The sequence below is a fragment of the Citrobacter sp. Ce129 genome, assembly GCF_030334545.1.
In the GTDB taxonomy this organism is placed as follows: Bacteria; Pseudomonadota; Gammaproteobacteria; order Enterobacterales; family Enterobacteriaceae; genus Citrobacter; species Citrobacter europaeus.
The window spans coordinates 24,333-50,802 of the sequence record NZ_JAOWDS010000049.1 but is presented as its reverse complement, the minus strand read 5'-3'; the positions used below and the strand labels follow the sequence as shown (position 1 = coordinate 50,802).

Annotated in this window: 36 protein-coding genes and 1 pseudogene; 2 read left to right on the top strand and 35 right to left on the bottom strand. The window is 47.8% G+C overall.

The features are described 5' to 3' along the window. The 5 genes from OGV77_RS02025 to OGV77_RS02005 all read right to left on the bottom strand — a co-directional run. Positions 1–203 (bottom strand): DUF6453 family protein (locus OGV77_RS02025; RefSeq protein WP_286502587.1); only part of this gene is annotated, 203 nt, incomplete at its 3' end. After that, positions 203–2,923, bottom strand: coding sequence for a phage tail tip fiber protein (locus OGV77_RS02020; protein WP_286502586.1), 2,721 nt, complete (start codon positions 2,921–2,923; stop codon positions 203–205). The genes OGV77_RS02020 and OGV77_RS02025, both read right to left, overlap by 1 nt. Further along, positions 2,923–3,321 carry a DUF6950 family protein gene (locus OGV77_RS02015; protein WP_016150471.1) on the bottom strand — a complete coding sequence of 133 codons (399 nt, stop codon included), beginning with the start codon at positions 3,319–3,321 and terminating at the stop codon, positions 2,923–2,925. The genes OGV77_RS02020 and OGV77_RS02015 overlap by 1 nt, the downstream gene beginning before the upstream one ends. Positions 3,322–3,327: 6 nt before the next feature. After that, positions 3,328–3,912 carry a hypothetical protein gene (locus tag OGV77_RS02010; RefSeq protein ID WP_048217931.1) on the bottom strand — a complete coding sequence of 195 codons (585 nt, stop codon included), beginning with the start codon at positions 3,910–3,912 and terminating at the stop codon, positions 3,328–3,330. Further along, entirely contained in the window at positions 3,912–4,505 is a 594-nt protein-coding gene (locus OGV77_RS02005) for a hypothetical protein (RefSeq protein ID WP_286502585.1), read from the bottom strand. Before OGV77_RS02005 ends, OGV77_RS02010 begins: the two co-directional genes overlap by 1 nt. 165 nt (positions 4,506–4,670) lie before the next feature. Between OGV77_RS02005 and OGV77_RS02000 the strand changes: the two genes are divergently transcribed. Then, the gene (locus tag OGV77_RS02000) at positions 4,671–4,892 is read left to right on the top strand and encodes a hypothetical protein (RefSeq protein ID WP_137346294.1); all 222 of its coding nucleotides are present in this window, start codon (positions 4,671–4,673) and stop codon (positions 4,890–4,892) included. Here OGV77_RS02000 and OGV77_RS01995 read toward each other — a convergent pair. From OGV77_RS01995 to OGV77_RS01850, 29 genes and pseudogenes are all read right to left on the bottom strand, one after another. Continuing rightward, complete coding sequence (locus OGV77_RS01995) at positions 4,889–5,215, bottom strand: hypothetical protein (RefSeq protein ID WP_181626118.1); 327 nt, start codon at positions 5,213–5,215, stop codon at positions 4,889–4,891. The two genes, OGV77_RS02000 and OGV77_RS01995, sit on opposite strands and share 4 nt — an antisense overlap. 42 nt (positions 5,216–5,257) lie before the next feature. Further along, positions 5,258–7,732, bottom strand: coding sequence for a phage tail tape measure protein (locus OGV77_RS01990; RefSeq protein ID WP_286502584.1), 2,475 nt, complete (start codon positions 7,730–7,732; stop codon positions 5,258–5,260). A gap of 55 nt (positions 7,733–7,787) precedes the next feature. Beyond that, on the bottom strand, positions 7,788–8,075 hold the full coding sequence (locus OGV77_RS01985) for a hypothetical protein (protein ID WP_286502582.1): 288 nt from the start codon (positions 8,073–8,075) through the stop codon (positions 7,788–7,790). Positions 8,076–8,142: 67 nt separating this feature from the next. After that, positions 8,143–8,319 carry a phage tail assembly protein T gene (locus OGV77_RS01980; protein WP_286502581.1) on the bottom strand — a complete coding sequence of 59 codons (177 nt, stop codon included), beginning with the start codon at positions 8,317–8,319 and terminating at the stop codon, positions 8,143–8,145. A 110-nt stretch (positions 8,320–8,429) separates the two neighbouring features. Next, positions 8,430–8,810 (bottom strand): phage tail assembly chaperone family protein, TAC, encoded by a 381-nt coding sequence (locus tag OGV77_RS01975; RefSeq protein ID WP_286502580.1) that lies wholly within the window; start codon positions 8,808–8,810, stop codon positions 8,430–8,432. Between the two features lie 53 nt (positions 8,811–8,863). Next, a complete protein-coding gene (locus OGV77_RS01970; RefSeq protein ID WP_286502579.1) occupies positions 8,864–9,361 on the bottom strand; it encodes a phage tail tube protein in 498 nt (165 codons plus the stop codon). A 52-nt stretch (positions 9,362–9,413) separates the two neighbouring features. Continuing rightward, positions 9,414–9,779 carry a DUF3168 domain-containing protein gene (locus tag OGV77_RS01965; protein ID WP_286502578.1) on the bottom strand — a complete coding sequence of 122 codons (366 nt, stop codon included), beginning with the start codon at positions 9,777–9,779 and terminating at the stop codon, positions 9,414–9,416. Further along, positions 9,776–10,261, bottom strand: coding sequence for an HK97-gp10 family putative phage morphogenesis protein (locus OGV77_RS01960; RefSeq protein WP_286502577.1), 486 nt, complete (start codon positions 10,259–10,261; stop codon positions 9,776–9,778). The genes OGV77_RS01965 and OGV77_RS01960 overlap by 4 nt, the downstream gene beginning before the upstream one ends. Beyond that, on the bottom strand, positions 10,254–10,586 hold the full coding sequence (locus OGV77_RS01955; RefSeq protein ID WP_048231622.1) for a phage head closure protein: 333 nt from the start codon (positions 10,584–10,586) through the stop codon (positions 10,254–10,256). Before OGV77_RS01955 ends, OGV77_RS01960 begins: the two co-directional genes overlap by 8 nt. Positions 10,587–10,588: 2 nt before the next feature. Further along, positions 10,589–10,783 carry a hypothetical protein gene (locus OGV77_RS01950; RefSeq protein ID WP_286502576.1) on the bottom strand — a complete coding sequence of 65 codons (195 nt, stop codon included), beginning with the start codon at positions 10,781–10,783 and terminating at the stop codon, positions 10,589–10,591. A 70-nt stretch (positions 10,784–10,853) separates the two neighbouring features. Continuing rightward, positions 10,854–11,180, bottom strand: coding sequence for a head-tail connector protein (locus OGV77_RS01945; protein WP_003833951.1), 327 nt, complete (start codon positions 11,178–11,180; stop codon positions 10,854–10,856). Then, positions 11,177–12,061, bottom strand: a complete 885-nt coding sequence (locus OGV77_RS01940; RefSeq protein ID WP_286502574.1) for a phage gp6-like head-tail connector protein — start codon at positions 12,059–12,061, stop codon at positions 11,177–11,179. The genes OGV77_RS01945 and OGV77_RS01940 overlap by 4 nt, the downstream gene beginning before the upstream one ends. Then, entirely contained in the window at positions 12,058–13,410 is a 1,353-nt protein-coding gene (locus OGV77_RS01935; RefSeq protein ID WP_286502573.1) for a phage portal protein, read from the bottom strand. Before OGV77_RS01935 ends, OGV77_RS01940 begins: the two co-directional genes overlap by 4 nt. A 202-nt stretch (positions 13,411–13,612) precedes the next feature. Then, a complete protein-coding gene (locus tag OGV77_RS01925; RefSeq protein ID WP_286502572.1) occupies positions 13,613–15,550 on the bottom strand; it encodes a phage major capsid protein in 1,938 nt (645 codons plus the stop codon). Between the two features lie 58 nt (positions 15,551–15,608). Beyond that, positions 15,609–17,267 carry a terminase large subunit gene (locus OGV77_RS01920; protein WP_286502571.1) on the bottom strand — a complete coding sequence of 553 codons (1,659 nt, stop codon included), beginning with the start codon at positions 17,265–17,267 and terminating at the stop codon, positions 15,609–15,611. A gap of 3 nt (positions 17,268–17,270) precedes the next feature. Continuing rightward, positions 17,271–17,732, bottom strand: a complete 462-nt coding sequence (locus tag OGV77_RS01915) for a terminase small subunit (RefSeq protein WP_286502570.1) — start codon at positions 17,730–17,732, stop codon at positions 17,271–17,273. 99 nt (positions 17,733–17,831) lie between these two features. Then, positions 17,832–18,200, bottom strand: a complete 369-nt coding sequence (locus OGV77_RS01910; protein ID WP_286502569.1) for an HNH endonuclease — start codon at positions 18,198–18,200, stop codon at positions 17,832–17,834. Next, positions 18,193–18,786, bottom strand: a complete 594-nt coding sequence (locus tag OGV77_RS01905) for a hypothetical protein (RefSeq protein WP_286502568.1) — start codon at positions 18,784–18,786, stop codon at positions 18,193–18,195. The genes OGV77_RS01910 and OGV77_RS01905 overlap by 8 nt, the downstream gene beginning before the upstream one ends. Beyond that, on the bottom strand, positions 18,768–20,225 hold the full coding sequence (locus tag OGV77_RS01900) for a glycosyltransferase family 2 protein (protein ID WP_286502567.1): 1,458 nt from the start codon (positions 20,223–20,225) through the stop codon (positions 18,768–18,770). The genes OGV77_RS01905 and OGV77_RS01900 overlap by 19 nt, the downstream gene beginning before the upstream one ends. Continuing rightward, positions 20,213–20,548, bottom strand: a complete 336-nt coding sequence (locus tag OGV77_RS01895; protein ID WP_069891564.1) for a hypothetical protein — start codon at positions 20,546–20,548, stop codon at positions 20,213–20,215. Before OGV77_RS01895 ends, OGV77_RS01900 begins: the two co-directional genes overlap by 13 nt. 133 nt (positions 20,549–20,681) lie before the next feature. Continuing rightward, positions 20,682–21,017: an ATP-binding protein gene (locus OGV77_RS01890; protein ID WP_286502566.1), complete on the bottom strand. Its 336-nt coding sequence runs from the start codon at positions 21,015–21,017 to the stop codon at positions 20,682–20,684. A 272-nt stretch (positions 21,018–21,289) separates the two neighbouring features. Further along, positions 21,290–21,535, bottom strand: a pseudogene (locus tag OGV77_RS01885) (DUF2514 family protein); the annotation flags it as partial. Between the two features lie 34 nt (positions 21,536–21,569). Further along, positions 21,570–21,920 (bottom strand): HNH endonuclease, encoded by a 351-nt coding sequence (locus OGV77_RS01880; RefSeq protein WP_087051416.1) that lies wholly within the window; start codon positions 21,918–21,920, stop codon positions 21,570–21,572. A 239-nt stretch (positions 21,921–22,159) separates the two neighbouring features. After that, entirely contained in the window at positions 22,160–22,930 is a 771-nt protein-coding gene (locus tag OGV77_RS01875; protein WP_087051415.1) for a hypothetical protein, read from the bottom strand. A gap of 317 nt (positions 22,931–23,247) precedes the next feature. Further along, a complete protein-coding gene (locus OGV77_RS01870) occupies positions 23,248–23,439 on the bottom strand; it encodes a hypothetical protein (RefSeq protein WP_286502588.1) in 192 nt (63 codons plus the stop codon). Then, a complete protein-coding gene (locus tag OGV77_RS01865) occupies positions 23,390–23,665 on the bottom strand; it encodes a hypothetical protein (RefSeq protein ID WP_286502565.1) in 276 nt (91 codons plus the stop codon). Before OGV77_RS01865 ends, OGV77_RS01870 begins: the two co-directional genes overlap by 50 nt. Before the next feature lie 7 nt (positions 23,666–23,672). Then, the gene (locus tag OGV77_RS01860; protein WP_286502564.1) at positions 23,673–24,287 is read right to left on the bottom strand and encodes a glycoside hydrolase family 19 protein; all 615 of its coding nucleotides are present in this window, start codon (positions 24,285–24,287) and stop codon (positions 23,673–23,675) included. A gap of 155 nt (positions 24,288–24,442) precedes the next feature. Next, complete coding sequence (locus tag OGV77_RS01855) at positions 24,443–24,724, bottom strand: phage holin family protein (RefSeq protein ID WP_181632376.1); 282 nt, start codon at positions 24,722–24,724, stop codon at positions 24,443–24,445. Then, positions 24,711–25,097: a phage holin family protein gene (locus OGV77_RS01850; protein WP_286502562.1), complete on the bottom strand. Its 387-nt coding sequence runs from the start codon at positions 25,095–25,097 to the stop codon at positions 24,711–24,713. Before OGV77_RS01850 ends, OGV77_RS01855 begins: the two co-directional genes overlap by 14 nt. A 104-nt stretch (positions 25,098–25,201) precedes the next feature. Between OGV77_RS01850 and OGV77_RS01845 the strand changes: the two genes are divergently transcribed. After that, positions 25,202–25,798, top strand: a complete 597-nt coding sequence (locus OGV77_RS01845; protein WP_048216089.1) for a hypothetical protein — start codon at positions 25,202–25,204, stop codon at positions 25,796–25,798. A gap of 79 nt (positions 25,799–25,877) precedes the next feature. Here OGV77_RS01845 and OGV77_RS01840 read toward each other — a convergent pair whose 3' ends face one another. Beyond that, complete coding sequence (locus OGV77_RS01840; protein ID WP_048216088.1) at positions 25,878–26,456, bottom strand: DUF1133 family protein; 579 nt, start codon at positions 26,454–26,456, stop codon at positions 25,878–25,880. Between the last annotated feature and the right edge of the window lie 14 nt (positions 26,457–26,470).

The window sequence follows — 26,470 nt, the reverse complement described above, 5'->3', positions numbered from 1 at the left end:
TCAGCAAAGGAATAGATGTAAATGGGATTGGTTGGCACCACGATAGCCTGTGAACCAGGAACAAGCGGTGTATTGACCGGATATTGCATGAACTGGGATGACCATCCCGAGAACGATGTACAAAAACTGGGGGCGCGAAGCCCCGCAGTAATTGCCATCACCGGACGGCCATCGTTGTAATCAATCAGAATACCTTCCGGCATTATGACCACCTCCCGACAACAACCCGTCCACCACCAGATAAATTGACGGTCACACCATTACCGTTGATAACGACTGTGTTATTCGTACCGTTAAATGCAAACTGGCCACTGTTTGCGTAAAACTGCCCATGAAATTCACAGTCTCCGTTTTTATCGACATTCCACCCAGCACCAGAAGGACCAGGAACGAAAGATGTGGACCGGATATAGTTGCCAATTTTGGCATTAGTAATACTCCCGTCCTGAATTAGCGCATCACGGATAAATACTTGCCCGTTATAGACAAAAAATGCAGCAGTGTAATTTCCCGGATCACTTCCGGAATAAATACCAAACTGGTCAGCAGCAAAAACCACTGTGGATTTATAGCTGTTCCCCGATGGCTCAATCGACATACCGAACCCGGTGCTGTATTTCACTCCATTCCTGACAATGCCGAGATTAGTGACATAAGAAGCTTTTGCCGTTCCATCAATATTTACTTCGGCGGTAAGTTTCTGGTTAACCGCAGCCGTCAGACTGCCTTCTGGTCCGATTGATGCCTGAACATAGGTGGACAGGTCAGCGAGCCCCTGCTCGGCGGTGGCCACCGTAGTTTTTACGACCAGAATGTCAGCGCGAACCTCACCGTATTGCACCCACTGACGCTCAACAGTGCCATGATTTGCCAGCGCATTTTCCATAATGCCTTCCAGGTTCGTATCGACACCGGCCTTAACGTTCTGGAACGCATCTGATTTCTGTACCGCATCATCAATGAGGTCTATGAGACTGCCAGTGTCCATAGAGCACAGCGCAGGTACTTCGACAAAACCGGATGCACCGAAGGCGTTAATTGTCCTGATATACCAGTAATAGGTATGTCCAACCTGTAGCTGATTGCTGGTCCAGGTGGTTCCCATCCCTTCACGGCTGGCATTCGCTTCCACGGTGGCTGTTGAGGCATCAGGCAGCTTCGTTTCTCCTGACGTCCAGAAATCAAACTGTGTGGAAACACTGGTAATTGCCGCCAGACGCGGGATCAGAGTGACGGCAAAGAAGCCCTGCTCAATATCAACATGGGAAGGTGCTGGCGGGGCTTCAATACTGAATTCAAGATACCCTTCCGGCGACTCTGCCCCCATCTGGTTTACGGCAATAACGTGGGCTGTGTAGGTATTTTTTGGTAACCCGGTAAGACGCGTGAACGTTCCCGGAACCTGGACGGACATCACCATTTGACCATTGCGACGAATGATCACTTTGTTGTAGACCACCTGCCCGATATTCTGCCAGGACAAAATACCCTGTACGACCTGACCAATTTCCTCTACGGTGTATTTCAGGTTCTGCGGCTGCGCCACGCCGCCTGATGGCAACTGAGTAAACGGCGGTCGCTCGATCGGTTTACCGATGGCATCGCCCCAGACATCTGCTGTTTCCTGCTTCAGTGTCAGTTGTACGCCATTCTGAACGCCGAACTTCCAGTCAGTTACCCGCATTTCAACATTAACGATACCGATAGACGGGAAATTCACCTTCACATACATTCCCGGGCGGTAACGGTATCCGCTCAGATTTAACGTTACGTTCATCGTCCTGGCGATGCGAGTGCGCTTTAACTTCACGTCTGCCAGACGCTGGGCCTGAAATTCAGAGGTCACAAATCGCAGCTTCATATCCTGCGATATTTCTACCCCGTCTTCCGTCACCCATTCACTGACTGACACAGAGGGGAAATCTGCTTCGGTGTACCCCTGCTGCGGATCGACAAACGTCCCCTTGATAGTGTTAACGCGTTCCGCCTGGGAGACTTCCGGCATAATTTCGATATCACCGGCCAACTGGCTCTCAGTGATCACCTCTGTCGCAGGACCATAATAAGCCCCGACCAGGAGGCCATGTTTTCCCGCAGTGTACGTTACATCCCCGGCGCATGCCGCCAGCATCCCCTCCAGAATACTGACTTTGTTTTCACTGAGATCGAACTCACCGTTAATCGTGTAGCGCTTCTCAACGGTATTGCTGCCAGTAATCACATCCTCATCACAGATGTTCGCCGCTTCCTTAAACTGGTCCCAGAGAATATCGGTATCAGGTACTTTCAGGTAATTGCGGTAATAGTCCAGGATAACCAGCGCCGCATTGTTGCTGTAACCCGTCAACCCGGTGCGGGGGTCATAAATAGCCCGCCCCTGTTTTTCGACCTTGATGTTAGGGATGCCTGCCGGGAATTTTTCAGCATTGAATTTAAGGGATACGCGCAGCCAGGTGAGTCCTTTACCGATCATGTCTTCTTTCCATGACGGGCAGTTTTCCAGCATGTAGGGGTCCGCCGTCTGGCGGTTGGTGTGCAGCTCGAAAAAGGCATGCTCAGGATAGCTACTGATAGGCTCATCACCCAGCCAGATCGTCTCTACCCCGGATAACGGATGTCCTGCCAGGGCAATGGCCAGATGCAGCATTTCACCATCATCCTGTTCACCAGCCTGCTCTTCAGAAAAGAACAGAGTGCCTGCTGATGTCGAACGACCATAAACAACTGTTTTGGCGCTGGCCGCTGCACGCAGAACCTGTTTGCGTTCAGACGTATCACGGTAAGAATTCAGCGACGGGGTCTTGGTCAGTGCCTGAGTGGCAATCTGTGCGGCGACGGTGATAACCATCGCAATGGCATACATTTCATTTGCCGCCGCCACACCTGCGGCAATGGTGGCAACAATAGGAACAGCAGCAGGCATTAACGCACCCTCCAGACACTCAGCGGTTTAACCCGCAGACTGACAAGACCAGTTTCGCCAGGAACCCATACCACGCCGGAATACACCACCCCGGCACACCGCGCCCCGGCATTTTCAACCACGGCAATATCCCCTCGCTGCGCCAGCTTCACCGGCACTTCATCGAGATAACGGGCCAGCACCTTTTCAAGCGAACCGCCACCGCGCAATATCGCCTTTTTAGCACCATGCTCGCTGTCGTAGGTTCCGCGCCAGCCTGCCGCAAAATCCTCGCCGCACATGGCCTGAGCGCAGTCAGCCGCGAACAGGCAGCAGTCATGACTGCCCCATAAAAAAGGCCGCTTTTCAGCGGCCCTTATTACGGTGATTAATCTGTTATGCCAGTCCGGATGCTTCATGCTTCCTCACTTATAGGTAAATCCTGGTGCATCTTTTTTACTGCCCCAGTAAATCGAACGTTCAGACATCTGCGCCACATACCGGAATATGCGGTCGCCGGGATAAGCAGCCTGCTGCGATTCATCGGTATAACGATCGGGGAAAGGACGCTGCCAGTCTTCAAAAATATTACTGATGGTGTACTGCAGGGCGTTCGTCCCGCCAGCGGTCGCCCCCGTACTGGATACCCGCCCTTTAAACAGGAGATCGGCAACCTGGACAACACCGTTATCATCCATGGCCACAAGATAGATTTCGGCATTTCTGCCCACACAGCGTTCATTAAGCGTGGTGGCAAAGAGGGCCATATCCAGGCCAGAAAGAGTCATTTTGACCTGCGTCGGGCTGGTCGTGCTGGTTTCGCTGGCATCATCAACAGAACCCATGCGCCCCATACCGTAATAGACATAACCGCCGAGAACCAGTGTCCCGGTACCGGAATGCACATAGACGGTACCGGATTCAAACTGAATATTAGCGGCGATCGCAACCGTCACCCTGTCGCGGGATAACCAGTCCACCATCGAATCAGAAAAGGGGGAATACAGCATTAAAATGCCTCCTCAAGCTCCAGCGTGTAACTGGTAAAAACACCCGGAACGCGGTTACCGGCCCCCTGCTGGTTATCTTTCAGTTTGAAAATACCGTAAGGTTTCGCAACTTCAATGGCAGCATTAGCCGGTGGCGAGCTACGCAACATAGGCGCAAATGCAATCATTGCGGTACCGTTCGCAGTACTCGTCACATCAACTGTGACCATCTTCAGCTCGTCATTAACAGTAAAGTAATCTCCCTGTCTGAGCACCACTGTTCCCGGCGTCCAGCCCTTACTCTGAAGCTGGGTGCCGGTCTGATTAGCGCCATCAACAACAGGCAAGCCCGCTGATATTCTGCCACTTCTGCCCCAGTCGCGGACTTTTACCCTGCCATACTCGCCATCAAGCGAAGCCACCAGTGCATCAATACGTCTGGATTTTTCGTCCGTCAGGTTATTAAAGGTAAGGGAACATACCCAGCGGGTACCGGGGAAGCGTGCGGTTTGTGATGATCCATTGAACGGGGAACGAAAGGTTTTGGTATTACTCTCAGGTCGCCAGGTCAGCGACGCGGGACAGACATCTTCCGGCCATTCGAGTACAGCCATAGATTCTCCTGCATTATTCTGCGCACAGCAGCGCTACTGATCATTTATCAGGATGTTACTGGTTTACATACCTGGTTATGGTTGTTATTCAGCCCGTCAGTGGTGGGACACTGGCGCACTAAAAAAGGGAGGGATGGCTGATTACCTCTGACAAGGAATTAGAAAATGGATCAACCAATAAAGTTTATTGAAAAGCTGGAAATTAGTGCTAACACAAGTAACCTTGAGTCTCTTGGCGCTGAAATTGTTGCACTAAAGGTTGCTGTTGGCCTTATTTTTCAAAAGTTACAAGACCCAATGAGAGAAGCTTTTCTGAAAGAATTAAGGCAACTTAATAATCCAGCAATGAACGACCTAGCAAAACAACTCGAACAATTTCGCATTTAATTCATAATGCCAAATTGTGATGAGTGAAATGCTACTTTTAATTCAGCGGTCTGTTTCTGGGCCGCTTCAATAATCTTCGCGATAACATTTTGAGCATATTCTTTTGCCCGCTGATTGTACCCTTCCAGCGTAAATTCTGGCGTTAAGTCTTCGCTGTACTGAATGGTAGCGACGTTTTCTTTGCCAATTTTCACTGACACGTTACTGCCAATGCGCTGCGTAGATGACATCGTCAAATTTTCTCCGAAAGAAATTCTTACTCCTTTTTCTTTCGGAAACCCTACTTTAAATTCAAGTGACTCAACTCGTTGTTCTAAAGTCATAACTTTCTCCCGCCTTTCGGCTTAATGAATATTAATAATGCATTACACACCAAGTAAGCGCCGCGCCTGGCCGCGATTTGAAAAATCATTCAAAATATCCCGCCTGGCCTGTTTCGCACCGTCGTTAGCTCCCTGTCGCGCAGCTTCCTGCATAGCCTGCTTCAGTGCGGCGTCTCCGTTCCCGGAAATAGAGAAATGCTGCTGAATAGTTTGCTGGAGCTGAGCCCCGCCACCGCCAACAGAAGAAACTGTGTCATCCACCATACGAACGCCGAGATTACCGTCAGCAGTACGCGTCAGGGGCATAATAGCTTCCGGACCAGCCTCTCCCATCAGACCTGCACCTTTTGCAAATGCAAACATCGTCGGGCTGTTCACGACGCCATTACGGAAACGACTCAGATCAGGGGAGTCCATTACGCCGCCCTTAGCGAATTTCAATTGAGATGCCGCACCAGTATAAGCTCCGGACGGTGTTGCACCGCCAGCGGATGCTGCACCAGCTACTGAACTACCAAACATCCCACCTAGTGAACCAAACCAGCCGCTATCACCAGCCGATTTAAGCGTGTTGACCATAATTGCCCTGAGCAAGACTTTCTGCAGCTCATTCAACACACTGTTCGCCCAACTGGCCCAGTCAGCTTTATTACCACTAAGGGCATCAGCCATGTTATCCACCAGGCCATCAAGGGTGTTACCGACTAAATCTGACACCTGAGTGTAATAATCGCTGGAAGTATCTACCCAGTTAGCCAGACCATTCTGAGCCCCTGCCAGCCAGTTTCCCTGTAACTCATCCAGTTGGTCATAATGAGAACGGTATTTATCGAGTCGCTCAGCAAGCGCTTTGTCCAGTTCCTGGTTATAGCGGTCATAATCCTCCTGGCTACGAATATCTCCGCTCTGATAGCGCCGTTGCAAATCCTCTCGCTTCTCCAGAAATTCGCGTTCAATACTGAGTTGCTCACGCATCCTTTCGCGGGATTTATCACCAAGTCCTGCGCCAATGACATCTGCATCAAGAGAAGCCGCTGAATTCGCATTTTCACGTTGAAGGTTCGAAACGTATTCAGCCAGTTTTAGATTTTCCTCGTTCGCCCTTTTTACGGAATTTAGGCGATCAACCTCTGTAGCCAGTTGTTCAAGGCGTTGCTTCTGTGTTTCATTAAGTCCAGTTAGCTTGCCGTCAGCGATATCAAATTGTAGTTTTTGCTGTTCAGTAACCTCTGCGCTTTTCTTTCCAGTGGTGTCGATGAGAGCAATCTGGCGGAGGTAACTTGTCTCCATTGATTTAAAAGCTGATTCAAGTTTTTTTGCTGAAAAATCAGTTTTTAATTTCCCGTTTGATTCATCTTTTCCAAGCCCATAACCCGTCTTAGTTGATGAAGAATTACCCACTCTAGCTGGAGTAAGAGGTAGATTATTTGCAGTTTCTAAAATTGAAAGGCGGCGTCTTAATTGTTCTCTTTCTGCCCTTTTTCCCTCTATATCCATTCCAATTCTGTTAACATTTGCAGCAAAACCCTCATCTTCAAGATCTGCTGTTAGATTTCTTATCCTACGCTCAACCTCTCCGGCTGATGCATTATCACCAACAGGGCTACCTCCTTTATAGAGATCAATCAGTTTGCCAGCCTCAGAACCAACCTTCACAAGCCAAGTTGCGAGATCGACAACACCGCCGACAAGGTCGGTTATGCCTTTGATAACTTCAGGGTCTTTAAACACATCCCCCATATCACTGATTGATTTTTGTAGGTTCGAAAGGTCAACCTTTGCTAATCCTGTAGCCAATTCGATCTTAACCCCATTCACTTGGGTTTCCATATCCTCAAAGATTGAATTAACTTTAACCAAGCTTTCTATATCGGAATCGTCAGGTGCAACACCAAAATCTTTAGCAGCCTTAAGATATTTCTGTAATTTTTCTCCCCCCTGATCAAGTAGAGGGAGAAGCTTTGATAAATCATTACCAAGACTTTCAAGAATAGTCGTTTTTTCAGCGTTTGTTTTTATCTTTGAAAGTGCATCGCTGATCGCTAAAAGTTGTTTATCTGGTGACTCGCCTGATAGTTTTTTTGCCGACAATCCAAGAGCATCAAGAGCGTCAACAGCCTCACCTGATTTATTCAGAACTGCATCACCAATCTTATCGCCAATATCTTTAAAAATATCAGCCATCTGATCGCCAGATACGCCAGCTTTTTGCGCTGCATACTGCCAAGACAATAATGACTGAGTAGACATGTTAAGTGATTTTGCCCAGCGATCAGACTCAGTAATCTGTTTAGAGGTGTTTTTAAGGAGATTATACCCTGCCACCCCCACACTAAGCGCAGCAGCACTTGCCGCTGTAGCAAAGCCAGTAAATGCAATAGCTGCTGCCTTAGCATCGCCTTGAACTTGTTTACGCCATTTCTGTGAAGCCCTTTCCGCCTGGCTGAGTCCAGATACAAAACCACCAACTTTAGCAATAAGATCAATAGTCAATGTACCTAGTGATTTTCCAGCCATATTGATCTCCAAATAAAAAAAGCCCGCTAAGCGAGCTTTTCAGAAAAACTGATAATTACTTTTTGTTGAAATATGACTCAAATTGCTTTGCGTCAATACATCTTTGTTCTTTAGTGACATCATGGCCTTTTTTGCTCCACTCGTCACACAAATATGAAATTTTACCTTGATCAATAGCAGTTGATATTAGATTTTTAACGTACTGTACGCAAAGCATACTTTTCTCGCTACCATCATTATTGCAGACTAATTCTATATCCTTATCATATGTTTTTGTTTCAGCAATCGACGTGCACGTGAAAACCGAAATAGAGATTAAAGCACCTAATATTATCTTATTCATAAATTAATTTCCTTTTGAATTAACTCTTCGATAATATCAGGCAAAAGCTTAGCATCAAAATTTGCTACTATGTCCACGTCCTCATCGCTTCCTGCAGGCTGATTGGTTCGTTAGCGGCTACGCGCTCTACCGCTGCAATGTGAGGGGCGAAATCAGCAACGCTGAATGCCGGTGTGTTTGTACCGCGATTAACATTAGCCAGCACAGAAGAAATCAACGCTGCGCCCCATTCAGTTCGCATCATAGGGTTCAGGCTTCCGTACTTTTGACGATACTGAACCCACTGCTGGAACTCAAGGAAGCTAAGGCATTCCTGAGCTTCTGAAATGGTACGACCACCAATCCCGTTGATGACTAGTTCGCACCAGATTTCGTCTTCTGCGCTGAGTCCGTCTTTCCCAGATCGTTAACTTCCTGAATGGCCACCAGCAAAGCCACTGTAAGATTCCCATCCAGTGCGCCACGCTCCGGATCAGCCTCACCTGTTACATCAGCTACGTTAAACACCTGATGCCCGTCTTCGTCACAGATTGAAGCTGCAATACGTCCAGCAACGCCATCAATCTTGCCTAGCCCGGCGAGGACGTCAGACGTAGCAGTGTGATAACCCAGAGGGCGAACATAGGTTGTGGCAATGTGTTCTTCCCCGTCAGCACCTTTCCATTTAATTTCTTTCTCTACAGGACGACCTGTGAATGCCCCAGCCTTTTTTAATGAATCAAGATTCAGTTTCATTTCTTTCCTCTCGTATTGCGGGGTTTCCCCCGCAAGTTAATACCTGATTACGATTAACTGGTTGGCTGTGCTTTAGGAACCCAAACACCCTGACCGGAACGCTGAATAGTCGCGGAAGTCTGAACTACTGTATTGGCCTGAAAATCGAAGGGAAAATCGGACACATAGCCCTGGAACACATACCAAGTACGAGTGTCAGGAAGAGAAAGGCCGTCCACTGCGTCAGGAGTGCCAGAAGTAGCCGCAGTAGGTTCTTCAGTACCATCAGCCCAGCCGATAGCAAAGGTCAGGTTTGTCTGGTCGTTTGATTCAGCAAGATTGCTCAGCATTACGTGACTGGCGTTTGCAGGGTCAGCGTTAAGTGCAACCGTTGCCTGCCCTGGGGTGCGCAACCCTTTTTTGTAGGAACGTGTGTTGGTTTCACTCAGACATGTATCTTCAATCTGATCTGCTGGGCTACTGCCAGGTGAAAAAGAAGTGATGCATTCTATTTCCTGTACCACACCGTTATTCAGCATGTACATCTGAGTGCCTTGAGTCACTACTGACATAATTATCTCCGGGTATAAAAAAACCGGCTCAAGGCCGGTTGTGGAAGGTTTGTTATCGGTTGACTATCCAGTCAACGTCGAAAGAATATCGATACCTGAGCGTTTCAGGGTCTCGTGTTTGATTTCCCCATCGAACAATGTTGGCTTTTACCTCAATCGCATTACACATGGCTTTAGCGACAGCAATAGCCTCATCAGGAGTATCGGCATAGATATCAACCTGAAGCGAATACATGTCCGCATCTGGTCGTTGGTTGAGGAAATTTTCAGGAGAGCCGCTGATGTTCTGCCAGACGGCGTATGGATAAACAACGTCATCATCCTGAATGCCGAAAGGGTAAATTCTGACAGGGTTGCTTCCAAGTAGAGCAGTCACTGCCGGACTCGCCGCACAAACAGGAAAAATGGGAGCAATCATGCGGTCTCTCCTTTCTTCTGTGCTCGTTTGATAGCTCGGTCAATCCCCGCCTCATAATTCACAGAGAAGGTGTTGAAAACCTCAATCAGTCGAGCATTAGCTGCAGCACGAACCAGAGGTTTTGCGGCCATCTTTTCAGTGCCAAATTCCAGAAGACGCCAGTGAGGGGTAGGTGCATCTTTTGCCGTATTCGGATGCTTTTTAAGTACAGCGCCCTGAAGAATACCTATTCTGAAGGCAAGATCACCTGTTTGTTTGAACATTCGACCATTCCAGCGCAGCGCGGCATTATCAGCAATGCTACGGGCAGTGTGTGGATCGTCGAGTCGTTCTGCGTTTCTCTTTATCTGGGTTACGATAACGTTTCCCGCTTTTCTCAGTGCCGAACGCCCTGTTTTCCGTTTGGTTTCCGTAGTAATGGCTTCTAACTTACCAAGCAGTGAATCTACACCTTCAAGCTTAAACTCAATGCTGTCAGCCATCTTTAACCCCCTCAGAACATGGAAGTGTCAGGTATTCAAGTCCGCTATTCGGGTCAGGTAAGATCCCTTCAACGCTGTATATTTTTCCACGGAAGAGGATGCGGTCTTTCTCCTGAATATCATCCCGAAAACGAATGGTGATTCTGGCAGTAACTTTTACGTTAGCGGCTTGAGCTGTAATGAAGTCACGGACTGATGAAGAAACCACGCTGGCATAAACATCTGCCAGGTTGTTCCAGGTATATTCCATTGCCCCTGTGGTTGGTGACTGGACGCCTGTTCGTCGCTGAATAGTGATACGGTGACGCAGTTTAGCAAACTCCACGATTACCTCGGCTTACCATCAAGATAGGTCTGCGGTGGTAGCTCATCATCAATTTCATCAACGAGCGTTTTTGCAATCAGAGATATCAGTGTTTCATCAGCCAGAACCAAGCGGTTTATCGCTTCTGCCTGTTTCAGTTGAGACGTTGCCAGCGCTTTCAGTGCCGCCGTTAGTTCGTTTACCTGCTGCTCGTTCATAGGCAATCCTCGTCCACTTTTTAATCCACTCGCGCCGTCTGGCGCATCCTGCGCATGTCATACCTGCCCCTTAAATAATTGTCGGTTTACGGAGATCGTAAATCAGCATTGAAACAGAAAACGGAAGTTCGCCCTGCTTCAACTTGTCCTCCTCTTCGCCGCCACGGTTACGGTCAAGATAGCCGAGCAGAACCAGCAGAGCTGTCTGAACGCGAGTAAGCGGCTCACCATCAATTAGTTTTCCTGAATTATCCACGACTAACGCGCGACTTCCCTGAATGTAGGAAAGTATTGCTGCGCTGCCGCCCTGAATTTTTAAGGTAAGGTCTGAATCTCCGTAATCGTCGTCAATACGGAGATGCAACTTAGCCTCTTCGAGCGAAACCAGTTCGATCATGGCTTATCCCTCAGATCTCGCCCTTTCTTAACAGCAAGCGTCCATCCTTTCGATCCTGTCTCACCAGGCTTGTCGCATGTTTTCTCGTTGCAATGCCACATACAACCACCCCATGTGACCGTATCGCCAGGTTGATATTCGGTACCAGATTTGAATACGTCGCGATAGATAGTTACCGGGATGTCAAAGGACTTAACTTCAACAGTACCGCTTGCTCTTTCGAGAGAAATTGAGAAGGTTCGCTGGTTATCTTGTTTGATATCAATGCCTGACACACCGTCAACAATACATTCCCAGCCCCGCATGCCGTGCGTCTTTTCGTGGGAGCGCCAAAGTCCGCCTTTGTGAGTCGCATAGGTACCGCGTGGATAGCTTTTTTTCTCATCGATGAATGGTTCAAGCTCTATTGCAAGAGCGTCACGACCATCGGAACCAGGTTCAGGAACAGGAATCTTTGACAACAAATCCTGAGCGAGCTTTTCAACATCTACCGGCTCAGGAATTAACGCATTAACTACCTCTTCGACAAGGGGACGCAGATCATCAACCGTGACGCTTTTACCATCCTTGGGTACTGGAATTGATTCAAAAGCCTGCTTCACCGCGCTTTCGATAGCATCGGTGATAATCTGGTTCAAGTCTGGTAGTTCTGGTGCCTTCGGTAATTCAATTTCACTTACAGCATCGGCAACCATTTTAGATACATCTGGTATTTCTACCGGTTGGAATTCTGGAATTGACTGACGAACCTCTTCCAGTTGCTTCTCCAGATTACTGGCTGTTTTCTCCAGCGCTTGCTGAAAGTCATCTGCCATTTTTTTTATGGCTGCTCCAAACTCTTCGCCAAGCGCCTTAATCAGGGATATTTCACGTTCATTCATTTTGTTAATAATCCTCTGAGCATTGTTTTCGCTGCGAAAAGTTCAGTCTCACTGAGCGACTTTCCACTTTCATCAACAGGTGCAGTCGCTGTCTGTGTTTGTTGCGTCCCTTTCGCGAATGGGTCTTCTGATGCATCGCGTTTGGCCAGTGCTGCCAGGCTGTAGTTTTGCTGCTGCAGGAAGAGAGAATCACCACCCTCAACAGGAGGTAGGTTTTCACTTTTACGGGCTTCGTTTGGAGTAAGAATGGTGTTTTTGACGCCATCACCCAACGCTTTCATTCTTCGTTCGCTGTCCATGCGTAATAGTGCTCCGATATCAAGCTCAACCCGCTTTTTTACACCAAGCTCGAAAGCTTCTTTCAGGAGTGACTCGATAGACTCAATCAGCACCTGCAAGCACTGTGAGTAATATTGCTGCTCAAGTGCTTCAACGTTGTCAGAGCTGGGTATTTCTCCTACGCCAGCCTTATAAGCAGGAACATGAAAGGCGGAACAGATAGCGAGATCAGAGAGTTTCTGTTGTTCAACAGTATCAGCATCAACAGCTGACATAGTCAGTGCCTGATAAGCGGCGCCACCGGAAAGAAGACCTGTTTTTCCTGCGTTTTCACCAGTGTAACCTGCGTCCCATGCTGCTTTAATTTCTTTAGCCTTTTCAGCATCAAGAGAGCCTGGCACAGTGATGATGCCGCTTGGCTTACCACCGTTTTTAAAGAAGTGTGCTGAACTCTCCTGGATATGTTTCCCTTGCATCGCAGCTATTCCGCATGCGTAGATGGGAGAAATACCAATCAGAGGATGAAATAGACAGTTAAAGCGGTCGTGAATTATTTCTCGTGCCGGAACGGTTACTTGTGTCGGCAAACCACTAATCTGGTCAGGACTGATTTGGTAAAAGAGAGACCCGTCATCAGCGACCAACGGGATGACCTTATCCGGATCAAGAATGCGAAGTTCTATAATTTTCCCGGCATTATTTTTTACCTTCATCACATAGGTGTTACCGCGTGAAAGTTTAGAGTTCATCCACGTTTCAAAGAACTGAATTGTGTTCTGAAACTGGTTGGGTTTGCTGATTAGTTTATCGAAATTGTCATCAGCAACTTCTTTCCAGATGCCGTTAGAATCTTTGGACTGAATGGCTGGCGACATCTTTGAAATGTCACTGGCTATCAGCGTAATGCAAGAGAACACCGCATAATACGAAAGTACGGTCTCATTCCTGATTTCAATGTTTCTTTGCCATGCACCAGCGAAAGATTCTCTGACAAAGGAAAATATTGGAGTCCAGCCGCGAGATGATGGTTGCTGTAATGCTTTCTCTTTCCGTCTAAAAGGATTCCACATCAGCCATTCTCCGCGTTAACTTTTTTCTTTTTCGGTCCACCAGCTTTTTTGCCAGTCACATATTCAGCTTTATGCAGCAGAACCAGCACCTTTGCGCACTGGTCATTAACAATTTTCTCATCACCTGGCAATGAGTCATGTGTACGCTGTAGGTATCTGATCTTTGCCATATGAAATGGCGGGGTTTCCCCCGCCCTCCTTCTTAGCTGGTAGCGCCAGTGCTGTAATCAACGCCAGAGATAACAGCTACTGCTGCATCGCGACGGCGTTTCCAGTTAATCCAGCGCTCTGCACGAATGGCCACGCTGTTGGTCTGGAACATGGATACCAGTTCCACTGCCGTTGGGGTGGTGCTGTCATGGGTCGGAGCACTCTGCATTTCCAGAGAAGCTTCGCGAGACATATCAACGGCTACACCGCCGTCATCAGCCAGGTACACATCCGGCGCATTAACCAGTACCAACTGGTTGCCAACGTACTGGGAAACAATTACTGGCAGGCCCTGGAATGTACCGCCCAGCATGGTCATATCCGGATACTCTTTCTGGCCCAATGCATTTTTACGCATGGAGAGAGTGAGAGCCGTAGTGCTGGACATCAGCCATACCGCGCCATTCGGCTGCAGGTTATTGGTAATAAATTTACCAAATGCTGCTGCAGCATCGGTATCCGGATCGCCAGTAGACGGAATCGCAGTAATGCCGCTGGTAATAGATGCAGGGGAAACATCAGCCACTGCCGCTTTTGTCGGGTCGATGAAGTCGGTATCCAGTCGCGCAATAACCGCTTCGGCCAGGGCGTTACGCACCAGAGCATCAGCAGATGGATTTGAGAAGCGGATCAGTTCTTCAGTCAGAACTGCAATGGACGCTACCTTAGAGAAGCCGAAGGTAATGGTTGCAAAGTCAAACTTGGTCAGAGGTTTGGCTTTACCCTGACCTACCCAGCTTGCAGAGCCACCTGAAGTTTGCGCAGGGATACGAACGTTGAATGGAACCTGACGCAGAGACGGGATACTACCCTGACCGAAGCGGCCGATAATGGTCTGAGGACGCAGAAACTCAACGAAATCCTGCGCGTAATCCTGATATTCAACCAGTGCACCAGCCCAGGCAGGGTCTGTGGTGGTACCAGCACTAACCGCAGCTTTCAGAACATGATGAAGTTTGGTGTCATCAGGATACTGGTTTTTCGCAATCTGCAGCGCTTCTGAGCGGCTACCGTTACCAGCTGCCAGAGACTTGGCGAAACGGGCAAAGGCAATACCTTTTTCCAGCTTAGGCTCTACACGGATGATTGACGGCGCGTTATTCACCACTGTAACTTCACCAGATGCTGCTTTAGTAACTGGCTTGGCGGTTGATGCCATGCTGTTTTCCATATCACGCAGGCGTTTAAGGTGCTCGTCGACTGCTTTGATTTCAGTGGAAGTGTTATCGTAGCTCTCTGTTTCTTCCGCATCCAGCGTGCGGCCTTCATCGGCGGCTTTACTCATGATGTCGTTCAGTGAAGAGGCCAGCGCTGCACGCTTGTTTTCAAAACTTTTGATCTGTTCAGCGATATTCATCGTTGATTTTCCTTTTTGAGAAGATTTATTCGGTGCTGAAGCGCCAGCAGAATTTATGGTTTTCACTACCGGTTTCTCAGTGCCGAGCGCGGCGAGTAACTGGCGGTCAAACGATTTAACGGTTTGAATCGAACACTCGGCATTCGCCGGGATCGTTACTGCAGAGACTTCAAGAAGCTCCCATTCAAGAAAATGGATGCCACCAGAGTCGAGATATGCATATTTAATTGGCTTGAAGCCGATAGACAGGCCTTTCACAAGACCTGATTTGATTGATGCCCACGCCTCTTCAAGCCTGGCCACCAGCTGCGATGGCATGTCAGGTGTTGGCTTAACAAGTTGCGCCGTGATCTGAAGCCCTTCTTTCACTTTCTTTGCAGAACAGTTCCCAATAGGTTGGGTTCTGTCATGCTGCCAGAGGAAAGGGTTTTCACTACCGAACTTCGCACCGTCAGGGTCCATAATGTCGCCGTCACGGTCAGGTGATGGAGTGGAAGCAATCCCGGTGATTATCCGTTTGTCCTCATCCACCGCTTTCACCGTCATGATCGTACATGCGCGGTCAAGCTTCATTTACTGTCCTCCAGAAACGAAAAAACCCGCCGCTGCGGGTTATTAACTGACGTGTTATTTATATAAAAAATACCTGGTAATCTTTCTTCTTCGCTTCAGGATTAAGTGCCATTAGCGAAACAGCATTAAACAAGGCCATAAGGGGGTCAATTTTCCCCTTTCCACTGGCCTGTTTAGTGATGAGGATAGCGTTACCTTTAGGTTCTACTCTGGCGTTGCCTACACACCAGGCCATTAATGGCTGTCCACCATGAATTAGCACCCCCTCTGCAAGCTTGCCCTCTGTTGTCTTAATCGCACCACCAAGTCTCCATCCCTGGCTGACACCAACCACTGAATCTTCAGGTATTTCAGCTTCTACAAGAGCATCAAGGATCTGACCGACACCAGAAGGGTCAATGCCAATTTTATCCAGCAGTTCCGCATCATTAATACGGCTGACATATTCAGCGACTTCCTCCGTGTCCTGTCCTACTCGTTTTACGATAGTCAGGTCACCGGCCTTAACGAAATCGTTTAACCTGGATTCCTCGCTTTTGCGGCGACGCACAGCTATTTCATGCGCCCAGGCATGGCCCCATCCAATCCACTCACGGGTTTCTTTGTCACGACCAATAATGTAAAGACCAAGAAGGTCATCAAGGCCACCACCATCTATTCCAACCGTAGCAACCTCAGCTCGCTGAAGGATATCGCTGAATGTTACCTGCCTGATTTGCGGCTCCCAGAAATCAACACCTGCCCATCGGTCACTGCGGAGGTTCAGACCAATTTCGATATTGAGATGTTTTGCAAGGAACTGCTGTAATGTGCCGTCTGTTTTGTTCTGGTTCTTCAGAAGCTGATCGGCAATCCATTCTTCACTTACCGAACGTCCAATATTTGGATTGGTGATGTAGAAATTTTTTGGTTCAAGGTAAGCCTTGCTTTCCACCATCGAGTCAGGGAACTCATACAGGACGCCGAGTGTTTTAAGGTCATTAATCTTTCCATCTCGCACAGCACGCCAGTAATCAAGGCGTTCTTTGAATACACCAGCAGGCGGTTCATCACTTTGCGTAGTCAGGAATATAACCCACCCTTCGTTGCGAGATACCTGACCACCAAGTGCTTCCATAAACATGGCTTCGGCATTAGCTCGCTTGCCAAACAACCAAAGCTCATCGACCAGAATGCGCCCTGACTTTTTACCTGAAACCGTATCGGTGTCAGCTGCTACTACTTTGAGCGTATTTCGCGTTACTCGGTGTGTGATGGTGCGGATATGGTCCTGAATCTGGAACATATCAGACAGCTCATCATCGGCGCGTATCATCCCGGCAGCAGGTTTAAAACTGTTATCAGCAACCTCTTTTGTCGGCGCGAGAATCAGGTGCTCTTCATCTTCACGCCAGCACAGGATTAGCGCAGTCAGCATAATCCCTGCAGCGATGGTCGATTTTGTGTTCTTTTTCGAGATAAGTAGTCCATATTCGCGGATTAACTGCTTACCAGTCTCTGCTTCATAGCCACCGAAGATGGCATTAACAAAGTCAAATACCCATTCCTCGGAACACTCACCAAATGTTGGCTTCCCTGGTAAATCAGAGACGCGTAACTCTTTGAAGATGCCAAGTGCCTGTTCTGCCTGGTCTGGGAAAATTGGTGGTGGGATGATTGATTGCTTTGCAACCAGAAGAGATTCCCATTCATGGCAAGCCGTGGTCCATTGAGCCATTGATTACCCCTTGTTATTAACAACAAGCTTCGGCGGTGCCATTGCCCCAAACTTGCTACCCGTAGCTGCGACCTTCGCAGCGGCATGTCTTGCATCCTTTTTACCGCCTTCTCCTTTTTTGGGGTGGAGGTATGGCAGCATCGCTTTTGCGGCATCTTTTCTGACATCCGTCTCTTCTGATACGTCGTTCATCACTGCTTTCAGGAACTCAAGCGGATCATCAAATTCCTTCACCGTTCTGTTAACAACTTTTGGCAGATCATCTGGTTCAGAAACAGCCTGCTCGGCAATGACATCGGCCCCACGTTTTTTACTGATAAACGCGATGATATCCGGGTCTTTTGCCAGCCTGGAACCCTGAGACCTCGCGGTTTTCTCGGAGTAACCGGCCTTTCGGGCTGCTTCAGCCTGGGATGAACCGGACATCAGCGCTTGTGCGAATTTGCGCTTTTGTCCTGTTAACACGTCAACATCCTCCAAAGGGGAAAATTTTCTGTGCGTGAGAGGGGGCGCGGTGTCCAGCGCGATCGGCGTTGACACCCACTGATACCCCCCGGTGTTTGGTCAGAGAATTACGATGCCAGATTGTGATTTATCTTTCGGCACAGAGTGCTTCAGAGCCTCACTGTCAGGCTGTTTCATTGATGCTTCGCGCGATGACTTACCTGAATGGCAATCAATGCACAGCGTCCAGAGGTTGCTCTCATCGTTGTCACCACCGAACTGTAGTGCTATGCGGTGATCAAGTTCACTGTCATGCAGGTCAACCACTCGCTGACACATGCAACAGTGACCACCGTCGCGAACATAGATACGACGCTTAAGGCTTACCCTTGCGCTACCGCTTATGCGGCGATGCTCACCATAGACAGGCTTTATTCGTCGAGTGTCGATAGCTTTCAGGCGCGGTTGTAGTGTCTTTAACTTAGACATGTAACCTCCATGCTCTGCGGCGTTCTGTTCTTGGCTGATTGTCTCTGGCTGGTTCTACTGGCTGTCCATCAGCGTGGTCAACAAGTGAGTAGCATGGATAGACAACAGGGCCACCGTAAGCATCACCGACTGCATAGTCTGCTGCTTTGCTGTGGTTCCATTTATCCAGCACTCTCTTGAGATGTTGCTGAGGTACGCTGTAGCAGACGCCATGAATAAGGCGCGGCAATGTAATAAAGTCAGCTCTGGCCTTATCAGCTGCTATTAGCTTTGATGCTACCTCCAGTTGATACTGTGGTGGACGGCCAGTGCCGAGATAAAATGAACACAGTGCATCTGGATATCGAGAAAGCCACACAGCAATCTTGTCGCGGAACCCAGCAACTGGCATAGCATCATCTTCAAGTACAACAACGCGGCATGATTGGTTGGCAGCCCATTCAAGCGCACGGCGGTGATTCCAGTTGGCCCCATGCTCACCTTCATCCAGAAGAAGATGGGCTCCCAAATCGCTTGCCAGAAGTACCGCAGAAGCAAAGCGGTCATGGTGTCCGACCACTACGAACTTCACTTGTGTTTCCACCACGCTAACTCCTTACCGAAACCGTCCGTTTTAAAGATGGTATGCACCAGAGGGCCGGTAACGATTCGATCACCGAATGACTTTGCAGCCATTCCGAAAGCACCCATATCAACCAGCGTGGCGGGTGCAGTTTCCATCTTCCAGAAGCGGTGACTTTCTATCAGGTAATACTGACGGATGATGCGGTGAGCGAACTCCATCACATCAGTTCTACTTCCACCTAACAGACCAGCATTCAGTAGTGGTTCATCACGATGCTGCTCGATGAAGTCGCTATATGCTTTGCCGTGGTGATTGGCCTTCATCCATCCATCGGAATACGTCTTGTGCTCAGACCCAACATATATTTTACCTGGCTGCATTTCTGCCCATGGCTCTCTAAGCATCTCGACATCAGTACCATCAGTGCACCAGACCAGATCAAATTCAGGATGTGAGCGCAGGTATTGGTAGATGTGAAGCCAGCGAGCAAAGTAAGGGCTCATGCTCAACTCGGGAACTTCGTACAACTCTACGCCATAAGGTAATACTTTCAGTTCATCCGCCAGTACAACCGGCACCGCACCAGATACTGAATCAGCCCACGACTGTAGAATACCCGCATCATGTTTCATTCTACCTGTGCGCTGTGGATCTGGCTGACTTGTTAGTAATGTGGTCAGAACAAGATTTGGGTTACTTCGGTAAGAAGTGAAAGCTGTATATCCGCTATCACGCCGCGCGTTGAAAATACCAACGTTACGCTTCACTAAAGCTTCGCGATCTGGACGAGGGATGGAGCGTGAGCCCTCTTCGTGCTCATCCATTGAGTGAATAAGCTTTTCAGAGCCAACCACATCAGCGAAAGCCCATGTCGATAACCCGGCGTTGTGAATGCGAAGCGCCAGATCGGGATGCTCGTACATGCCACGACCGTATACCGGATCAAAGCCGCCAACCTTATCAATGGCGCTGCGGTGGTAATACAGCATTACACCGCGCTGCCCTGTGTAAGCGATATGCTTATCATCCCTGTACAGGACAGTCATATCGTTAATCTTTCGTGGGCCAGCGAGGTCAAGAAACTGATAAGCCAGATGGGGCTCTGGTGACTCGATGTAGGGTAGATGCCAATTATCAGCTATTGGCCATGCATCATCATCCCACAGGAAAAGATGCTCACACCCTGCGTCCACCAGCGCTGTCAGGCTGGCGTTCTTGGAAGCGACAATGCCGCGTGATTGCTCATGGCGTACCAACTTAACCCCATCAGGAACTATTGCAGCAGGACTTGATCCATCGTCTATCACAACCACCAGCGCACCAGATGGAAGATGCTTCATGTGCTGCTCAATGGCACGCTTAAGCACTTCATGACGATTATGGGTTGTGATTGCTATCCCAATACGTACTTTATTATCACCTTCTGATATAAAACGTACCCCGTTTATTAATACTTCCATAAACCACCATCAGAGAGATTATGTTTGGCAACAAAGTCTTTTACTAAATCTCGCAGTTCGTCTGCCTGCTCGATGGTTAATGGCTTATCTGGATGGATTACAACGTTAAGTTCGGTAGAAGCGCTGGGATTATCTAAATCAATTCGTGGTTGTTTTTCGGAATGTTCATTGCTGAGATTAAATGTCGCAATTACTTTCGGCATTTCGTTTGGCGCAGTTTCTACCACCGTTGAAACCTGACCATCAATAAGCAAGCCACCTACTGCTATTCCATACCCGAAGAAACGATCACCGCGATACAATTTTGCGAGCTGATACTTCATGTGCGTTTCCTTTTAGACGTGAGCCTGTCGCACGGCAATGCCGCCCGAGAGGTAAACGCAACCTAACGGCATCACCCAGGCTCACTACTGAAAGACTCTCTTCGATATGCGCGTGCGATGCGCTTCGGTGGTACTACCAGGAGTGTTCGTATGAGATGTTGGTCAGCTCATCTGACAGCTCACTGATGGTGTAGGCTATAGCCATTTTCTGTTCCCTGTTGAACGATGGCCACAATTGACGCAAGGAATCGCTTAAGTGGTTTTGCCAGTGTTCACCAACACTAAGCTCCTCCCAACCAGTAGGCAGCAGGCAAAGACCGCGTCCATATTTTTCTTCGTCTGGTGTAAGCGGTGGTAGTGGATTTGCCGCCGTACTGGTGTCGTTACCCCAATTACCAACAACAACACGACCACCACCAGCAAGGTGAACCGTTACACCCTTTTCACCAATTTCAACAGCGTTATTCATCGGTAACCTCCAGGAGTCATGCATTATCGCAGACACTCAGTGAATGCCTGCTGTAATGACTAACGCCGCTTCATGCTTGGGCTCTCTATTAGGCACTACAATAGATAATCTCAATTCGAGGCTATCTCCTGTCATGAGTCTTAAAAGGAGACCTAAATGTTTTTACTAGAAGTGATTAAATTCGCAACTGCTTTAATTGAACTCGCCACACCAGTTATCGACGTCATATGCCATTGGATTAAACTCGAACTGAGTAAGCGCTACGGAGGCAGTTAACCCCTGTTATTTGACTCTCTCACCGAATCGTAAATGCGTTCACAAGTCATCCCGGCGGCATAGCGTTCGTCAGCGATTCCAGCATATCGTTTAACTTCTGCTGCAATATCTCCGTGCATGTCGGCGAGCATTCCGGAATCGGCGCTGGCTATTTTGCTTCTGACGGAAGCGGCAAGATCTGCGGTGTGCTTTGCGGCATCCAGGCGGGTAGTCCGGAAGGCGTGCAGTCGCAGAGATTTAACTTCCCCCTCCCTTGGCTGGCGATGACATCAATTCTCATTTGAGCCGCTCACGCGCTGTCTTCGCGGCGTGACACGACCAGCACAGGCTCTCAAGGTTGCAGTCATCATCAGTACCGCCGTGGGCCTTAGCCTTGATGTGGTCCACACAGGAAGCTTGCTTTGCAATACCCTGACGCAGATGGTTCTGACATAGAGCTTTGTCACGCGTCAGTACCCGAGCACGTATAACTTCCCACTTAGTCCCATATCCGCGCTGATGCCGGGTTTGTCCTGATTTGTAGGATTTCCAGCCTTCGCCTTTGTGGGATTCACAGTAACCTGATGGGTCTGTTGTAGTGGAACGACAGCCTCGAACGCGACAGGCTTTTGGCGTGCGAGGTGGCATGCTTGCTTACTCCAAAGTAACGGTTGCTATATGGATGGAGACTAGAAATATCATTCTCCACTACGTTCATAAAGATTCAATATCTGTAAATGTTTCGCTATAAAACACCCACGCTCAACATGAAAGTACAATTTCATCATCACTTACATCAGCGCAAATGATGATGGCCTTAAACATAATAAATCGTATTATATCTGACAACACTCTTTTGTATTCAGATACTTATAAATTAACGAAAATCATTTCATAGGTTTTATATCATTTACTATTTGACTTAATAATCTCATTACTGGCATTGTACCTTCAAACATCTCCATGGCGTCTTTTTTAATCTTCAAAGCCTCTTCAAAAGTCGCTTGGCCACTAGATTTTAAATTAAAGAAATTAGTACCAGTGCTGGTTGTAATTCTTATTTCTGGTTTTATCTTCTCCATTCTTTCAGAAATATCCATATGTATTGCTTTATTCATAGCATCAGAAAAATCATGACAAAGAACATCCGTTAAATTACGTATTATGGAATATACTTTCGAACAGTATTCTCTTGCGTCAGACTCCGTTGGAATCTCGCCTTTATGAATTACACCATTTCTAAATTTTGTGACATTTTGATCAGGAACATATACTTTTCCAACCTCAGTAAGGTATAGAGCCATAAATGCTCCCAGTTGCCTCTCAGACTGTCTAGACATCTCCTTAAACATTTTAGTAAATATTTCCTTACTGACGCCCCTATTTAATATAAAGACTTTAATGGCAAACTCATAAACCCGCTCAAGAGCAGAACTAAAACTCGCACAAGCCTCTAAGGTAAATCCACTCAAAAGCGCTTCAGAACCTGATTCCATAAGGACTTCGAACTTTTGACTTTGAAGCATTAAGGCACTTTTGTGTCCCCTCGAGCATTCAACATAGCCAATACGATCGTCAAAGTAAGGAATCATAAATGGCTCGAAACTTGGGTGACCAAGCTCAATCTGACACTCCATACAAACAGCAAACACCTTCATTATCGCCCCATACCTACATAAATAAAGAAGACTTGTAATGCTATCGGGAATTTAATTACTTTCAAGCGGTATTTGAAGATTCAATTCAAAACAAGAGAAAAACTAGTCACGAGCTATAATTAGTTGAAAAATAAAAATAAATAGAAATAATTATTGCTAACGCCAGAGACTTACAAAGATTAACTATGCAACTATGCTAAATTGTAGGTATTTCATTTATTATTAGCTACCGCTATATGCAAACTGGATCTCTGCAGGGGATACGAATCAACTGCGATAGCAGTGAGCTGGCAGTTAGCTCATCCCTGTCCAGTTAACTACTTCATCTCAGCAGCCCCATTCTGGCAGTTCGACTGAAGTGTTTTGTTATGCGCTAGAACATCGCGCTTGGTTTGCTTGTCCATAACGTCAATATCGTGGTCGGTCAGGTAAATGGGTTTCACCCAGTCACACGCCGTATCAACGACTACCGGGACGCTTCCACGATTCCCGCAGCTCGCAATCAACATCGTCATTAGGCATATGACTAACAGTCTGCTGTACATCCCTAGCTCCTTTTGTTGTCTCTACCCGGCGTTCTGCAACGGCTTCAGTAGTTGCTGCACGTTCTTCAGTGCGCTGCTGGTCTGCTTTTGTCTCAGCGATGTTAGTACCGCGTGATTTACCCAGACCAAAAGCACCGGCAATTGCTGCCAGCGCGGCAACAATAAGGCCGATAATCATTTCAAGTCCCATAGTGACCTCATACCAGTGCGGCTTTTGCTTTGGCGTAACGTTCACGGCGGTCTTTAATGCCGTTCTGCCCGCCGTTAATAATCTGCGTTACACGTTCCACGTCACCCGAATACATCAGGCAACCGCGTAACGTGAAGTACCACGCCGCCGAACGGGGCGCATGTCGTTCCTGCGTTAGCAATTCTGGCGTACTGACAAGGTCAAGTTTCAGTGCCGCACCGCATTTGGTGTAGTTCTCACGGCCGGTGATTTGAAGCAGGCCACGACCGCGATATTTCCAGCCGTCCCCCTGGCTGTTATTCCCCATGCGGTCACCGTAAACCAGATTGGCTATTTGCGGCTGGTGGGCGACTTGCTTACCATCGACACGCCCCAGCATTTCGCACTGATACGGCGTCAGACGCTTACCGAAGGTTTTCTTCAGCCCCTCAACCGAGTAGTTGAAGCTTTCTACCAGCGAAGTAAAACCAGCAGATTCATGCCCAACCTGTGCAATGAACATGGCCTGGTCGTTAAGTGCTGTAATACCAAACTCTTTCATTGCTGCATCAATGTGCAGAAACCAGCGTGCAGAAACCCCGGCGCTGATACCAGCCGCCTGCTGAAATTGTGATTGGTTCATATAGTTACCGGATAAAACCACTATTAATGGTAGGGATTGGAATTCACCTGAGATAATGAAATTAAATTTAATTTAAGTCACAATGAGACTTAAGATAAATCCTAATGATTTCACCTTCTTTGCGGGTTGTAGCGATGTCGTTGCGACTCGCTTTTTTATTTGTGAACAGCATCAATAAGTCGTGCCACGTTGCCTCTGACGGCGACCAGCACGGACAGAAAGATAATGTTGGCCCCGATAGTGGCCCATGATGAGTACGGGTATATACCGCACAGATACGCCAGCGGAACTGCGCTGTAGATGACCGTAAGCAGCCACGCTAAGCGAGATATCCACGGTCGATGTCGCGAGTCGCCGCGACGGTAAAACATCAGGGTTAACACTACCCCAGCACAAAGCAATGCATTAAAAGTTGCCGATGGGTCATTTTGCACCACCTGAACCTCCCCGGCGCGTTATCAGCGCCACCAGCGAGCCGACATCCTGGTTATTCAGGAACGTCAGGATTTTGACAGCTAAAGCAGAAACGATTACGGCACCGATAGCGTCCAGAGGCTTATCACTGTAACCAGTCCAGTCAGCCAGCTTTGAACCAACCAGCCCTGAGCAGATGATCCCTGCGATATAGGACACGACAAAATACGCCAGCCGACGGGCTGCGCTGAGGTCCGCAGCCGTTGCAATATAAAATACAGCCCCGGCAAATGCGCCAAACACGACGCCGTAATCGGTTCCGGACAGAAATCCATAAACACTGGCACCAGTCAGGACACCACCAGCCAGCCCAGTACCGGAAATCGGATCGGACATTTAGCCCCCTCTTTATTGCTGTGAGTCCTCTCAGAAATGAGGGGAAAGTGAAAAAATGATGCTTTTAGATATAATGAATTATTCTATCTAACGGAGTTACTGCCATGACGGGAAAAGAAACGATTCAAACGATCATTAGCGATATCAGAAAGGCTAGAGATGATGGCATTAAACAATTAGATATAAATGGCCTACTAAAATATCTCGAAGGATTTAAAGAAGATGAAGGTTTGAGCCATGACTTTCAGTTAGAAACTTTAAAAGCAAATCATCAAATTAACGTTGAAGCTTTTAAAGCTAATACTGTCGTAGAAATCGAAGCATTTAAGTCAGTAATTACAGTTGGTGCAAATGCAGCAAGAGCGATACTTATTATCAACGGTGGTGCTGCCATCGCCTTACTAGCTTTTTTAGGCAATATTTGGGAAAAAACATCAGAACCAACCGCTGTAGCAAACATCGCTTTAGCATTGCTCATTTTTTGCGGGGGTGTGCTTGCATCAGGTTTTTGCTCAGGATTTACCTATGTAGCTCAATTTTGCTTCGGCAAAAATCCATTAGATCATGATACCGCTTGGAAAAAATGGGGAAACGCAACAAATATCGCCGCTGTGCTATGTGGATTTGCATCACTGATATTGTTTGGTTGTGGAACGTATAAAGCATTCATTTCAATGGGAGCTCAATTCTTCCCAAGCTAGGCCATAAAAAAACCCGCTCTGTAGCGGGTTCTTAATGTTGGTTGCTCAGTTCGCTTTAACGTCCCGAGCTTAACACAATTTAAGCACTTTCCGCGCAACTATTCAAGTAGAATCTGTCGCTATTTGTGCCGAATGCGTCACACATTGGCTTGTATAGCATCGATTCTGCTACATTTAGCCAAACATCAATCCGGCTTTCACATGTTCGCAAACACCATTCAGGATGCTTTTCATTTAGGTCTCTTGCCATCGCCTTTTTGCTCAGGCGCTTGATATAACGATCTTCAATAAGAGCGTATAACTTCTTATGCCCTGACTGCACAAGGACACCGCTGAGTACAGCGTTGATGGCCAGCGCTTCTTCATCGGTACAGAACGCCAGGCCGCTTTTATTATTCCCTTCCTGAATCTCTTTGAAGAACGCTTCAAGTTCTGGTTTGCTGATACCCGCTTTCTTCATCCGGCGTAGCGCTTCATTGATAGCTGTCTTGGTGATTTTCCCAGATGCCAGAAGCTGGTTAAACATGTTCCCACCACTACCACCGCCGATATAAGACCATCGGCCCCACATACGCAGCTTTCCCTGTATCCAGATACTTTCCAGAGTACGAAGACGAACCATTTCACCAGATTTACCAACTTCAGAAGGATTAATCATTTAGCGTTCTCCAC

Coding starts and splice junctions, on each gene's coding strand:
- OGV77_RS02020 (WP_286502586.1), bottom strand. CDS start 2,923: ATGCCTGCTGCTGTTCCTATTGTTGCCACCATTGCCGCAGGTGTGGCG.
- OGV77_RS02015 (WP_016150471.1), bottom strand. CDS start 3,321: ATGAAGCATCCGGACTGGCATAACAGATTAATCACCGTAATAAGGGCC.
- OGV77_RS02010 (WP_048217931.1), bottom strand. CDS start 3,912: ATGCTGTATTCCCCCTTTTCTGATTCGATGGTGGACTGGTTATCCCGC.
- OGV77_RS02005 (WP_286502585.1), bottom strand. CDS start 4,505: ATGGCTGTACTCGAATGGCCGGAAGATGTCTGTCCCGCGTCGCTGACC.
- OGV77_RS02000 (WP_137346294.1), top strand. CDS start 4,671: ATGGATCAACCAATAAAGTTTATTGAAAAGCTGGAAATTAGTGCTAAC.
- OGV77_RS01995 (WP_181626118.1), bottom strand. CDS start 5,215: ATGACTTTAGAACAACGAGTTGAGTCACTTGAATTTAAAGTAGGGTTT.
- OGV77_RS01990 (WP_286502584.1), bottom strand. CDS start 7,732: ATGGCTGGAAAATCACTAGGTACATTGACTATTGATCTTATTGCTAAA.
- OGV77_RS01985 (WP_286502582.1), bottom strand. CDS start 8,075: ATGAATAAGATAATATTAGGTGCTTTAATCTCTATTTCGGTTTTCACG.
- OGV77_RS01980 (WP_286502581.1), bottom strand. CDS start 8,319: ATGATGCGAACTGAATGGGGCGCAGCGTTGATTTCTTCTGTGCTGGCT.
- OGV77_RS01975 (WP_286502580.1), bottom strand. CDS start 8,810: ATGAAACTGAATCTTGATTCATTAAAAAAGGCTGGGGCATTCACAGGT.
- OGV77_RS01970 (WP_286502579.1), bottom strand. CDS start 9,361: ATGTCAGTAGTGACTCAAGGCACTCAGATGTACATGCTGAATAACGGT.
- OGV77_RS01965 (WP_286502578.1), bottom strand. CDS start 9,779: ATGATTGCTCCCATTTTTCCTGTTTGTGCGGCGAGTCCGGCAGTGACT.
- OGV77_RS01960 (WP_286502577.1), bottom strand. CDS start 10,261: ATGGCTGACAGCATTGAGTTTAAGCTTGAAGGTGTAGATTCACTGCTT.
- OGV77_RS01950 (WP_286502576.1), bottom strand. CDS start 10,783: ATGAACGAGCAGCAGGTAAACGAACTAACGGCGGCACTGAAAGCGCTG.
- OGV77_RS01945 (WP_003833951.1), bottom strand. CDS start 11,180: ATGATCGAACTGGTTTCGCTCGAAGAGGCTAAGTTGCATCTCCGTATT.
- OGV77_RS01940 (WP_286502574.1), bottom strand. CDS start 12,061: ATGAATGAACGTGAAATATCCCTGATTAAGGCGCTTGGCGAAGAGTTT.
- OGV77_RS01935 (WP_286502573.1), bottom strand. CDS start 13,410: ATGTGGAATCCTTTTAGACGGAAAGAGAAAGCATTACAGCAACCATCA.
- OGV77_RS01925 (WP_286502572.1), bottom strand. CDS start 15,550: ATGAAGCTTGACCGCGCATGTACGATCATGACGGTGAAAGCGGTGGAT.
- OGV77_RS01920 (WP_286502571.1), bottom strand. CDS start 17,267: ATGGCTCAATGGACCACGGCTTGCCATGAATGGGAATCTCTTCTGGTT.
- OGV77_RS01910 (WP_286502569.1), bottom strand. CDS start 18,200: ATGTCTAAGTTAAAGACACTACAACCGCGCCTGAAAGCTATCGACACT.
- OGV77_RS01900 (WP_286502567.1), bottom strand. CDS start 20,225: ATGGAAGTATTAATAAACGGGGTACGTTTTATATCAGAAGGTGATAAT.
- OGV77_RS01895 (WP_069891564.1), bottom strand. CDS start 20,548: ATGAAGTATCAGCTCGCAAAATTGTATCGCGGTGATCGTTTCTTCGGG.
- OGV77_RS01890 (WP_286502566.1), bottom strand. CDS start 21,017: ATGAATAACGCTGTTGAAATTGGTGAAAAGGGTGTAACGGTTCACCTT.
- OGV77_RS01880 (WP_087051416.1), bottom strand. CDS start 21,920: ATGCCACCTCGCACGCCAAAAGCCTGTCGCGTTCGAGGCTGTCGTTCC.
- OGV77_RS01875 (WP_087051415.1), bottom strand. CDS start 22,930: ATGAAGGTGTTTGCTGTTTGTATGGAGTGTCAGATTGAGCTTGGTCAC.
- OGV77_RS01870 (WP_286502588.1), bottom strand. CDS start 23,439: ATGTTGATTGCGAGCTGCGGGAATCGTGGAAGCGTCCCGGTAGTCGTT.
- OGV77_RS01865 (WP_286502565.1), bottom strand. CDS start 23,665: ATGGGACTTGAAATGATTATCGGCCTTATTGTTGCCGCGCTGGCAGCA.
- OGV77_RS01860 (WP_286502564.1), bottom strand. CDS start 24,287: ATGAACCAATCACAATTTCAGCAGGCGGCTGGTATCAGCGCCGGGGTT.
- OGV77_RS01850 (WP_286502562.1), bottom strand. CDS start 25,097: ATGTCCGATCCGATTTCCGGTACTGGGCTGGCTGGTGGTGTCCTGACT.
- OGV77_RS01845 (WP_048216089.1), top strand. CDS start 25,202: ATGACGGGAAAAGAAACGATTCAAACGATCATTAGCGATATCAGAAAG.
- OGV77_RS01840 (WP_048216088.1), bottom strand. CDS start 26,456: ATGATTAATCCTTCTGAAGTTGGTAAATCTGGTGAAATGGTTCGTCTT.